This window comes from Marinomonas sp. THO17, from assembly GCF_040436405.1.
Classification (GTDB): domain Bacteria; phylum Pseudomonadota; class Gammaproteobacteria; order Pseudomonadales; family Marinomonadaceae; genus Marinomonas.
Window position 1 is genome coordinate 902,871 of the sequence record NZ_AP031575.1, and the last position, 12,319, is coordinate 915,189.

Below are 12,319 nucleotides of genomic sequence, written 5' to 3' on the forward strand. Positions count from 1 at the left end.
AACGACACATTACATGCACTAGCGACGGGCAGGTCAATATGCAGTTAGCATTATATCGAACACTTTGGGGGGTAACGTCCTGTCTGGACGACATCGCATCCCAATTAAAAGCAGTCGGATTTACTGGCGTCGAGGGTCGAATTCCTCTCACATCAGAAGCGATAAGCCGTTTTAAACAAGAGCTCACTCGAAATGAGCTGGATTACATTGCCATTTTATTTACCGGTGGTAATGTCATTCCCGACCAGTCGGAATCACCACAACAACATTTAGAACGAATGGCAAGACAGATCGAATCGGCCCAAACACTCGGCGCTAAGTTCATTAATGTATTGGCAGGGAATGACCGTTGGCCCATGTCACAACAGGTCGACTTCTTTGGCCAAGCTCAAGAACTCTCCGAAAAAGCAGGCATAATATGCAGTTTTGAAACGCATAGGGGCACCTCTCTCTACAGCCCCTGGCCTACCCTTGAACTCATCGACCAGCTGCCCAATCTTAATTTCACTATGGACATTAGTCATTGGGTATTAGTGTGCGAACGCTTGCTTAACCAACCCGAAGACGATTTATCAAGCTTTCTGGACCGTGTTTACCATATTCAAGCTCGAGTTGGCTATGATCAGGGAGCACAGACTCCTCACCCAGCCGCCCCAGAATTCAAAACAGCCCTTAAATTTCATCAATCTACTTGGCAATCTATTTGGCAGCGACATCAAGCAGAAGGTCGAAACATCACCACCATGACTACCGAATTTGGCCCTGATGGTTACTTACATCATCTGCCATTTACCAATGTGCCAGTGGCAGATCTTTGGTCACTAAATGATTGGATGGCATTAGAGGAACGCTCTCATTTTAACCGATTTATTAACACAGTCGACGGATAACGCTTTACCAACCAATACCCATTAATTAGCGCATTTAGTATCAGAGTTAGGATTTTATTATGAGTTCATCTAACAAAACATTTACTCGTATTCCCGTTGTGAACGTAGCAGGACTGTTCAGCGAATCCCTTGAGGAAAGAAAGAAGGTCGCGGCAAAAATGGGCGAAGCCGCCAGAGACGTTGGCTTTTTGTATGTCACAGGGCACGGCATACCTGCCGATAAAATCAAAGCACTTCGAGAGGCAGCCAAACAATTCTTTGCTCAACCCATTAATAAAAAAATGGACTACTACATAGGAACGTCCAAAACCCACAAAGGTTTTGTACCTGAGGGTGAAGAAATCTATGGCACAGGCAAACCCGACAAGAAAGAGGCCTTTGATATTGGCTTTCCTGCACCTGAAGACCACCCTTTTGTTATAAACAAAACTCCTCTGATTGGTGCAAATGACTGGCCAAGGCTGGAAAATTTCAAAGAACCTGCATTAGATTACTATGAAACTGTTTTCGCACTGGGACGAAAACTCTTCTCTGGTTTTGCTTTGGCATTGGATCTTGAAGAAGATTACTTCGAGTCAATGGTGACTTGTCCGCCCGCCAAACTGCGCTTAATTCACTATCCTTTTGATGCTGAAGCCGAAGACAGACCGGGTATCGGTGCGCACACAGATTACGAGTGCTTCACCATGCTACTATCCGATCAACCCGGTCTAGAAGTCATGAATGATGATGGTATCTGGATAGATGCCCCACCGCTCAAAAACGGAGCAGAAGAAGCCTTAGTCATCAATATTGGGGATATGCTCGAAGTGCTTACAGCTGGGCGTTTTGTCGCCACATCACATCGGGTTCGCAAAGTATCTCAAGAGCGCTATTCCTTTCCTTTATTTTTCGCCTGTGATTACCACACGCTGATTCGTCCGTTGCCCCAATTCGATAATGGTAATACCGAATATAAAGAACTAAGCATAGGCGATCACATGTACAGCCAAGCTTTACAAACCTATCGATACTTACGAGAAAAAGTTGCCAAAGGTGAGCTCTCCATGCCGGAGCGAGCGACTGACGTTGCTACCTTTGGATACATGAAAAACCACTCTTAACCCGAAAAACAATAATAACTAGATCACAAAAGAGAAGCGCTATAAATAAACTACTGAGGAACGACAAAATGAAACCAATCACATCGAAAATCGTAACTGGATTAACCCTATTAGCAACAGGTATCTTTAGCCAAATGGCAGTGGCTGGAACACTGACAGACGGAAAACTCGTCATTGGCATGGAAATCACCTATCCTCCATTTGAATCTTACGATGGTGACAAGGTAGTAGGGTTTGACCCAGAGCTTACAGCTCTCTTAGCCGCCAAAATGGGGGTGGAGGAAAGCTTCAGTGACAACAAGTTCACTGGTCTGATTCTAGGATTAGGTGCCAACAAATTTGATGCTGTCATTTCCGGTATGTACATCAAAGACGAACGTCTAAAACAGGCAGACGCTATACCCTATGCTCGAACTGGCGCCGCCATCATGGTCGCGAAAAACAGCACAGTCTCTCCGGCAACAGACAAAGACTTATGCGGTCTGAAAGTCGGGCTGCAAACAGGCACCTCTTGGGTAAAAGAGTTAGGTGAATTATCCACCTCTTATTGTCTCCCAAATGGCAAAGAAGCCATCAAAATTCAAGAATTTCCATCTGCTCCAGAAGCCACACAAGCCATGTTATCAGGCAACATTCAAGCACAAGTTGAAATTGCCGGCGCAGCACAGATGTTTGTTGAACGTACTAAGGGTCGAGTAAAAATCAGTTCGACTGATTTGGTTTACCCAAACACATTGGGCATCTATGTAAAAAAAGGCAATACCGAACTGAAAAAAGCCTTTGAAAAAGCCATGGCAGAAATCAAAGCAGATGGTTCCTACTATGAGCTCATTCGTAAATACGAACTAACGCCGGTCAGCAAATAATAACCTTTGCTTAATATGGAGCTACAAACTCCAAGCAATGACTAAGGTATAAAGAGTGGTAGCGTCATGGACGCGCTCCTACTCTTTCTGATCTCACGCAACATGTGCACATTGATTTCATCTAACGAAGAAGAACGCCTATTCTTGAGATAGGTATCGGAGCTCAAATGAATTTAGATTGGGAATATTTTTTCTCACTGTTTACCATGGCCTCTTTTTACAGAGCCTGCGTCACGGTTGTCGTTATCAGCACACTTTCTTGGATACTAGGACTTGGCTTGGGGTTTGTTATTGCTTGTGCCAAAATGTCCACCGCACGCTGGTTAAATCTTCCTGCGGGTGTGTTTATTTGGTTTTTTCGTAGCGTCCCCCTGTTAGTCGTCCTTGTTTTTGTCTATAACTTACCACAACTCTTTCCTGCTACTGGGCCTTATCTTGGTGTGCCATTTATTGCCGGCTTGGTTAGTTTAGTCGTTACAGAAGCAGCCTATATGGCGGAGATCCATCGCACGGGTTTGCTGTCTGTTGCCCAAGGACAAAGAGAAGCAGGACACGCGCTGAATATTGGTTTTATTGGCGTTCAGAGACTGATTGTCATTCCTCAAGCCATTCGAATTTCCATGCCAGCCTTGATCAACGAATACGTCACTGTAATCAAGCTTAGCTCTCTTGTTTCAGCGATTTCATTACCAGAATTACTACAAACAGGTCAGCGCCTTTATTCACAAAACTTTCTCGTCATGGAAACCTTACTCGCAGTGGCGGTTTATTACGTTGCGATTGTGACCATCTTTGGTTCAGTTTTACAGTGGATTGAAAAAAAACTCGATGTGCCATCACGTAAACCTGAAACCCTCTCGGACGAACAATGCGTCGCGCTAAGAAAAGCCGCGACCGCCATACCCTCAAGAGAGACCCCAGATTCAAAAGGCCAGCCACCCGCCTTGCAACTTAAGCAAATTCGCAAACAGTTTGGTGATCATGAAGTCCTTAAAAAGATTGATATGGACATCAAAATTGGCGAAGTTATTAGTATTATCGGCCCTTCCGGCTCAGGTAAAACCACCCTCATTCGAACCATCAACTTGCTCGAAACACTCAACGGCGGTGAAGTGATTTTATTTGGAGAGGATTTCATCAAAGGCGGTCAAAAACCAAATCAGAGAAACCTTCGCAAAGGTTTGCAGCGTATTGGTATGGTTTTCCAAAGCTTTAATCTCTTTCCACACAAAACGGCGCTGGAAAACATCATGCTAGCCCCCCGCTATCATGGCAAACCGAGTGATGCAGAGGTAAATCGTAAACAAGCCCTGTATCTACTGGATCGAGTCGGGTTACTTGCCCATGCAGACAAATACCCTCATCAACTCTCGGGTGGACAACAACAACGTGTGGCCATTGCGCGAACCCTCGCCCTGTCTCCCGACATTATCCTGTTTGATGAGCCAACATCGGCACTCGACCCTGAAATGGTTGGCGAAGTGCTGAAGGTCATCCAAGATCTCGCCAAAGAAGGCATGACATTAATTATCGTGACACATGAGATGGACTTTGCTTTATCGGTATCCGATCGCGTCATCATGATGGAACATGGCATCATTCAGGCAGACGCAAGTCCACAAGACATTATGCAGGCCGATGACAACCACCCTGCTTTGCTTAGAGCAAAACAGTTTATGGGAATAGAGGCACAACCAAGCGAATACACAGCATAGGGAATAAAGGTCCATGCAACAAACCGAACTAGAATTACGCCAAGACTTAGCAGCCGCTTATCGGCTAGCGGCCATGCTAGGCTGGGAAGACACCTTATACACACATTTTTCAGTTCGCCTGCCTGATACCATAGCAGGTGAGCCGAGATTTTTAATCAACCCATTTGGCTTGATGTTCGATGAGATTTGCGCAAGTGACCTCATTGTTGTGGACCTCAATGGTCAAGTAATAGAAGGCAATGCAGATTACAACCCTGCTGGCTTCACCATTCACAGTGCAGTGCACATGGCACGCGACGATGCCCATTGCGTGATCCATACCCATACCTTGGCAGGCATGGCGGTGGCAGCTTGCAAGAGCGGACTGCTCAATCTCAATCAAATCAGCGCCGAATTTCATCAGCGTTTGGGGTATCACGCCTATGAAGGTGTCGCCTTTAATCTAGACGAACGTCAACGTATCCAAACCTCACTAGGGGACAATATTGCGTTAGTGCTAAAGAATCATGGCCTATTAAGTGTTGGGGCGACAGTGGCTGATGCTTTCCAAGTGATGTTCTACCTGAATAAAGCCTGTGAAATTCAGCTTGCAGTAGGACAAGTTGCCAGCCTCTCCGCCATTGACACCATTCCTGATTCCCTTGCTGATTACGTATCAGGGCAATTTAAAAAGGTAGAACATGAACGCCATATTGTATGGCAGGCCTGGAAGCGTAAACTGGATCGAATCGATCAATCTTACAAAGACTAAGCAATCGATAGGGAATCGAAATGCCCCTTTATGTTCTCCTAGCGTCCAATGATGACGAGTTCAATAATGAGTTGCTGGCTCAATCTCAGCAATATCCATGGATAGAATGGGTGCTGCCAGAGAGCCCACATGCCGTAAAGGCCCACATGGCAGCCTGCTGGTACCCTCAAGCCGATTTACTGGACAGGTTTCCTAATATCAAATGTCTGCACTCATTAGCGGCGGGGGTCGATCATTTAGGAGAAACATTGCTGAACTCCACTCGCTCAATCTGCAGAATTGTAGATGAAGAGCAAAAAGCGGGAATGCTGGAATATGTGCTTTGGGCAGTACTTTATTTTCAAAGAGATTTTGACAAGGCGATGCGACACCAAAACCAGCAAGATTGGCAACGCTATGTTCAGCGCCCAGCGCAGCAAACCTATGTCAGTATCATGGGGATGGGAGAAATAGGCAGCTTTGTCGCTAAAGGGCTTGCGCAACAAGGATATCAAGTCGCTGGTTGGTCAAATTCTAGAAAAAGCGTAACCAATGTCACCAGCTATGTGGGCAAAAGTGAACTTTCTTTGATGCTTAAAAAAACCGATATCCTCATCAACCTCTTACCTTTAAACGACAAGACATCTGGCATCATTAATCAGACTTTACTGTCTGAACTCAACAAGGACGCCGCCCTAGTAAACTGTGGCCGCGGCGGACATGTGAATTATGACGACCTCATTACTGCACTGCAAACACAATGCTTACGTGGCGCCATTTTGGATGTCTTTGATGAAGAGCCCCTATCAAAAGAAAGCCCCTTTTGGCGCATTCCCAACCTATTGATCACACCACACATGGCGTCCGCCTCTTCCATCGCCACACTGGTAAAACAAGTATCAGAAAATGCCATGCGTTGGCAAAGCGGAGATCCCCTCATAAACAGGCTCTAAAGAGACAATATCCTGTTAACTCAAGGCTTTCATTTAACCGATTACCTTCATTTACCAATTTCTTTAATGGGACTCACTCAACACCTTGTTAATGTCTTGCCAAGTCAAACCAGTGGCTTTTTTCTGCTCCCTTTGCAGGTCACCTTGGGTCAATTGAATAATCTGTCCGGCAATGGAAATGGCAATTTCAAAGGGCTTTTTCCCGGCCACTTCGGGTATACCCACTGGGCTGTGAACAGAATCAATCTCCGCTTTACTAAATGACGCACTGGCCAAGCGCTTTTTAAAGCGCATGGCTTTGGTCTGTGAACCAATCAAACCGATAAAGCGACAATCTTTTCGATCCAACAGGGCTTCCACCAGCTGATAATCCAACGCATGATCATGGGTCATGACCAAGGCGATTTCATTGGCGGTCATGACCTCTACATGCTCCAGCATGGAATCGTATACCAAGGGCGTCACATTGCTCGGCAAATCACTTGTTTTCTTGTCTTGAACAAGGCTGGTACGACTGTCTACCCAACGGATTTTAGCCTGCATTTCCCCCAATACATTCACCAAGGTGGTCGCTACGTGGCCCATGCCGAAAATGGTGATTTTCGCTGCGGGTTCTGGAAAATATTCCAACAAAACACTCACCGCCCCGCCACAGCACTGGTTGGTTTTGGCGGCAAGCGGAAAGTTTTCCAATATATGCGATGGCCCCTCGTTCGCCTCCAGCATGGCACGGGCTTTTTGACAGACAGCGTATTCCAACTGTCCCCCACCTATGGTGTCAAAACTGTGTTCTGCGGTAATCACCATCTTGCTTGCTGATTCTCGCGGTGACGAACCTTTGGTGCCGATCACAGTGGCCATCACCCAAGCTTGCCCTGACTTTTCCACTTCCACCAGAGCTTGAATCCAATTAAGAGAAGACATCATAGGCTGACCTCCTTACCCTCTTGCCCTACTTGAACTTCCACTTCCACCAGAGCTTGAATCCAATTAAGAGAAGACATCATAGTTTCACCTCCTTTTTCACCCTATTGTTATGACGCTTTCGCGCCAGCTTGATAGGCTTTCGCTGCTTGCAAAGCATAGTACACAGCTTCCGGTGTCGCGGGTGCAGATAAAGGCGGTGATAACTGATAATCACATAGAGAAGCGCATGCATCTTTTAATGCACACCATACGGAAATCCCCAACATCAATGGTGGCTCACCAACGGCTTTGGAGCGATACACGGTTTCTTCACTGTTGGCGCGATCAAAAAGTTTCACGGTGAGCTTTTCTGGCACATCGGCGGAGGTTGGAATTTTATAATTCGCCGGACTGTTGGTGGTAATACGTCCTTTGTCATCCCAGCTAAGTTCTTCCGACGTTAGCCAGCCCATGCCTTGCACAAAAGCCCCTTCTATCTGGCCAATATCAATGTGCGAGTTAATGGAGTAGCCCACATCGTGCAGAATGTCCACCTGCGTCACCTTATATTCTCCCGTTAAGGTATCGACAATCACTTCCGATACCGAAGCGCCGTTGGCGAAATACAAGAAAGGTCGACCTTTTGCGGCTTTTCTGTCGTAACCAATTTTCGGCGTTTTATAAAACCCCGTCGACGACAAAGACACCCGGTTCATATAGGCCAATTTGATGAATTCAGGGAAGCCCATGCTGTCGGCTCCCAAACTCACCACATCGTCTGCAATGGCAAAGTCTTCGGCTGAAATGGCAAACTGCTCAACAGCGAATTCACGTAATCGCTCCTTAATAGTATTGGCAGCGTCTAAGGCCGCCATACCATTTAAGTCCGTTCCCGCGGATGCCGCCGTGGGCGAAGCATTCGGCACCTTATCAGTACGTGTCGCCCCCACATTGACCCTTTGATAATCAATGCCAAACGCCTTCGCAACAATTTGTGCCACCTTGGTGTATAAACCCTGTCCCATTTCCGTGCCACCGTGACTCACATGAACACTGCCATCTGTGTACACATGCACCAAAGCTCCGCCTTGGTTAAGGTGTTTGGAAGTGAAGGAAATACCGAATTTCACCGGAGTTAAGGCTAAGCCCTTTTTCAGATACGGGCTTTGTCGATTATAAGCTTTGATGGCCTCACGGCGAGCACGATAGTCGGAACTCACCTCCAATTCCTCGATCAAGCTTAACAACACATCTTCTTCAATCTGCTGACCATAAGGCGTGGTGTCTTTGCCCGTTTGATAGCAATTCAGCTTACGAATGTCCAACGCGTCTTTGCCGACTTTGCAGGCAATTTCTTCAATAATGTTTTCCGCTAACAGCACCCCTTTGGGGCCACCAAAACCACGAAATGCCGTATTGGAAACCGTGTGAGTTTTGCCTCGATAACCACTGATACGAGCATTGGGTAAGAAATAAGCATTGTCAGCATGAAACATGGCCCGATCCACCACACCATCGGATAAGTCTGCGGTACAGCCACATTTGCCCACCATGTCGTATTCCGCCGCGACAATTTCACCTTGCTGTGTAAAACCCACTTGATATGAATTCCAGAAGTCGTGACGTTTACCCGTTTGCACCATATCGTCTTGACGTGGCATGCGGTATTTCACTGGACAACGGTTGCGCACCGCCAATACCGCCGCCATGCACCCGAGTGTCGCCGCTTGCGATTCTTTTCCGCCAAAGCCGCCGCCCATACGTCGCGTTTCCACCAGCACTTGAGCAACGGGCAAATCCAATACCCGCGCCACCAATTTCTGCACTTCTGCTGGGTGTTGTGAAGAAGCAAACACCTGTACTCCCCCGTCTTCATTCGGAATAGCGACACTGATTTGGCCTTCCAAATAAAAGTGCTCCTGACCTTTAATATAGAGATCCGACGACAAGGTATGCTCAGCTTGTGCTAATGCGGTTTTACTGTCGCCGCAACGAATGGTGTGGGTAGGTAAAACAAACTCTTGGCGCGCCAATGAGTCTTTTGGATGCAAGGTAGCGGCTTTACTCTGATAAGTAATTTCAGCCAATTCCACCGCTTGTTTCGCGGCTCGCAAATTGGTGGCCGCCACGGCAAAAATAGGCTGACCAATATAATGAACAAAATCCCCTGCCAATAACATATCACCACTTAATACAGGGGAGACATCAGGGTCCCCAGGAATGTCTGCTTGCAAGATCACATCCACCACACCCGGGTAAGCTTTTACCTTATCCAAATTTATCGACACTATGTCAGCAAAGGCTTCAGTGGACTTGCCTGTAGCCACATGAAGCTCATTGGGCCACTCTGGCATGTCATCAATATACACCGCGTCTCCCGTCACATGCTTGAGGGCGGATTCGTGACTGGGTAAGGCTTTGGTATCCTGCCCTGTGATAAGATTGTCCGGCAATTTACGCATGATCCACCCCCTTGTTGCCTATGTCTTGACCAAGAGCCAACCAGGATTCAGGCACTGGGTGGCCTGAAAGCGTCGGCACGGGATCACCTTTTAACTCCAACCAAGCTTTACGTACTAAATTACTCGCCATATCGAGACGATATTGCGCGCTGGCCCGCATATCACTCATGGGCTTTAATTCCTCACGCAAAGCCTGCAAAGCTTGCTCTAATGCTACCTCATCTGTGAGCGCCACATCTTGCAAACAAGCCTCCGCAGCGTTAGCACGAATGGGGGTAGCGGCCATACCGCCAAACGCGAGACGAACGTCAGTCATTCGCCCTTCATTAACCCTAAAACGCGCGGCTAATAGCACACTGGAAATGTCGTCTTCCATACGTTTGGAGACTTTATAGAAACGGTGAAAATCCGCCAGCTTGTCCAACGCAATGTGGAAAGCAACGAGGCATTCATCATCGGCCAACTGGGTGTGTTTATAGCCTAAATAAAATTCCGACATCTTAACCATACGGCTAGAACCATCAACTTTGTCCAACCGCACATCGGCATCAAACGCCAGCAAAATAGGAGGCATATCGGCAATAGGCGAGGCATTTGCCACATTGCCACCTAGGGTGCCGCGATTACGAATCTGTCGTGACGCAATACGACTCAGCAGATGATAAAGCTGCGGATAAGCGACTTGACTAAAGTCCTCCAATTGACTGTAAGTGACGCCAGCACCAATTATAAGTTGCTCACCCTGCGCTTCTAACTGCTGAATCTCAGCCACATTATTAAGATCAATCAGCAGATTAAAATCTTTATAACGCTGGGTGTTTTCCAGCATTAAATCTGTTCCACCCGCGATAAATTCCGCATCTGGATACTGCTGTTTTGCTGCGAGGGCTTCCGCTAAGCTTGTGGGGCGCAAATAATTTGTATTGGTTGCTGATTGCTCTAGATCAGCTAATGCGGTTTTCAACCAGTCCTGTTGACTCAACAAATGATCTTGCTGTCCTGCCATCGCAAGCCCAGCTTCAATAATGGGGCGATAGCCAGTACAGCGGCATAGGTTTCCAGAAATGGCATCGCACACAGATTCACGATCCAAGACCTGATCTGTCTGAGCAAGATTTTCATACAAGCCTGCCAAAGACATCACAAAACCCGGTGTACAAAAACCACACTGTGAACCGTGGGCATCGACCATGGATTGTTGAGCAGGATGAAGGCCTTCTCCCAATTCAGCTAAATACTCGACTGACACCACATGCTTGCCTGCCAGAGACTGCAAAGGGGTAATGCAAGAATTAAGGGTGAAATAGGTTACTTTGCCCTCTTCCAGTGCACCAACAAGCAGCGTGCACGCACCACAATCGCCCGATGCACAGCCTTCTTTCGTTCCCGTTAAACCGCGCTTTTCTCGCAAATAGCGTAACGCAGTAAAATCACTGGGGAGCGATGTTTCCTCAACCACACGGTCGTTTAATATGAATTTCAAAGCTCTCTCCTCATGCCTCTTTGTCTGTCACGATGCAAAAACCTGACCAATCGTACAGACTTTTCTAACATTAAAGCCCATTCCCTGAGATTTCACAATGCCAGCCGTTAAAAACGTCAAGCCCCATAAAACTGGAACATTAGTTGCAAAAGAATGTGAAATGAAACGACTGAATCAAATTTCAGACCCTTTTCTTTATTTAAGGCACACTAACGGAGAGAATCCATGAAAAAAGTATTACGCGCTTCCTTACTTGCCAGCCTAATAGTCAGTACTTCTGTCCTCGCCGCAGACCAAGTGACCTTCCAGCTAGATTGGTTACCAGGGGGCGACAAAGCACCTGTGTATGTGGGGATTCAGCAAGGGTTCTTTGCCGAAGAAGATTTGCAAGTAAGCATTGCCAGTGGTCGTGGTTCCACCGATGCTCTAACCAAAATGGCCACTGGGCAATCTGACATAGGCAGTTCTGACATCAGTGCCTTAATGGCGGCAAAAGCCCAAGATGATGTGCCTGTGGTCGCCGTTATGCCCTATTTCACACAAGCACCTCACGCTTTTTTCGCCTTAAAAAGCAGCGGCATAGCTTCCATTAAAGATTTAAAAGGCAAAAAAGTCGCCACTTCGCCCTTTACCTCATCAAATGCCTTCTTGCCTTTGGTGCTAAAAGAAAACAATTTAAGCGAGAGTGATATCAAGCTGGTGAAAGCAGATCCAGGCGCTCTAGCACCCATGATGATAACAGGTAATACCGACGCCATTATTGCTTGGGTGACCAACACGGCTTTGTTTAGCGCACAAGCCAAAAATGCCGGTAAAGAAATTGTCGAAATGCCTTGGTCTGACTCAGGGCTGTCGTTATACAGTTCCTCTCTACTTGCTTCAGAGCGTTTCCTTGAGGAACGCCCAGAGGTGGCTAAACGCTTTATTAAAGCCTTCGCTAAAGCCGTCAAATTCACCTACGAAAACCCACAACAAGCAGGCGAAGACCTTCATAAAATGGTACCGGAAGTGGATGCAGACATTGTCGCAGCGCAAATCAAAAGCATCACAGGCTTGGTATTCAACGATGTCACTGAAAAAGATGGCTTCGGTCATTTTACTGCACAGCGAATTAAACAAACTTGGGATTACGCTGCCAAAGCCAATGGTCTGAGTGAAGACGCCCTTGATCCAGAAACTGTGGTCGACAGCAGCTTCTTCAAGTAATTCGA

The 12,319-nt window shown here is 46.9% G+C and carries 10 protein-coding genes; 7 read left to right on the forward strand and 3 right to left on the reverse strand.

From position 1 onward, the window contains the following. The first annotated feature begins 38 nt into the window (after positions 1–38). The 6 genes from ABXS85_RS04260 (at position 39) to ABXS85_RS04285 (ending at position 6,257) form a co-directional block, all read left to right on the forward strand. Positions 39–890, forward strand: a complete 852-nt coding sequence (locus ABXS85_RS04260; RefSeq protein WP_353668794.1) for a sugar phosphate isomerase/epimerase — start codon at positions 39–41, stop codon at positions 888–890. Between the two features lie 59 nt (positions 891–949). Further along, a complete protein-coding gene (locus ABXS85_RS04265; protein WP_353668795.1) occupies positions 950–1,993 on the forward strand; it encodes a 2-oxoglutarate and iron-dependent oxygenase domain-containing protein in 1,044 nt (347 codons plus the stop codon). 68 nt (positions 1,994–2,061) lie between these two features. Then, entirely contained in the window at positions 2,062–2,859 is a 798-nt protein-coding gene (locus ABXS85_RS04270) for an ABC transporter substrate-binding protein (protein ID WP_353668796.1), read from the forward strand. A 167-nt stretch (positions 2,860–3,026) separates the two neighbouring features. After that, positions 3,027–4,574 (forward strand): amino acid ABC transporter permease/ATP-binding protein, encoded by a 1,548-nt coding sequence (locus ABXS85_RS04275; protein ID WP_353668797.1) that lies wholly within the window; start codon positions 3,027–3,029, stop codon positions 4,572–4,574. A gap of 13 nt (positions 4,575–4,587) precedes the next feature. Next, positions 4,588–5,325, forward strand: a complete 738-nt coding sequence (locus ABXS85_RS04280; RefSeq protein ID WP_353668798.1) for a class II aldolase/adducin family protein — start codon at positions 4,588–4,590, stop codon at positions 5,323–5,325. A 20-nt stretch (positions 5,326–5,345) separates the two neighbouring features. Next, positions 5,346–6,257 carry a glyoxylate/hydroxypyruvate reductase A gene (locus ABXS85_RS04285; RefSeq protein ID WP_353668799.1) on the forward strand — a complete coding sequence of 304 codons (912 nt, stop codon included), beginning with the start codon at positions 5,346–5,348 and terminating at the stop codon, positions 6,255–6,257. 63 nt (positions 6,258–6,320) lie between these two features. Here ABXS85_RS04285 and xdhC read toward each other — a convergent pair whose 3' ends face one another. The 3 genes from xdhC to xdhA all read right to left on the reverse strand — a co-directional run bounded on the left by xdhC (position 6,321) and on the right by xdhA (position 11,108). Next, complete coding sequence (xdhC, locus tag ABXS85_RS04290) at positions 6,321–7,184, reverse strand: xanthine dehydrogenase accessory protein XdhC (RefSeq protein WP_353668800.1); 864 nt, start codon at positions 7,182–7,184, stop codon at positions 6,321–6,323. A gap of 107 nt (positions 7,185–7,291) precedes the next feature. Beyond that, positions 7,292–9,625: a xanthine dehydrogenase molybdopterin binding subunit gene (xdhB, locus tag ABXS85_RS04295; RefSeq protein ID WP_353668801.1), complete on the reverse strand. Its 2,334-nt coding sequence runs from the start codon at positions 9,623–9,625 to the stop codon at positions 7,292–7,294. After that, the gene (gene xdhA / locus ABXS85_RS04300; protein WP_353668802.1) at positions 9,618–11,108 is read right to left on the reverse strand and encodes a xanthine dehydrogenase small subunit; all 1,491 of its coding nucleotides are present in this window, start codon (positions 11,106–11,108) and stop codon (positions 9,618–9,620) included. The genes xdhB and xdhA overlap by 8 nt, the downstream gene beginning before the upstream one ends. Positions 11,109–11,333: 225 nt before the next feature. Between xdhA and ABXS85_RS04305 the strand changes: the two genes are divergently transcribed. Beyond that, the gene (locus tag ABXS85_RS04305; protein ID WP_353668803.1) at positions 11,334–12,314 is read left to right on the forward strand and encodes an ABC transporter substrate-binding protein; all 981 of its coding nucleotides are present in this window, start codon (positions 11,334–11,336) and stop codon (positions 12,312–12,314) included. The last annotated feature ends 5 nt before the right edge of the window (positions 12,315–12,319 follow it).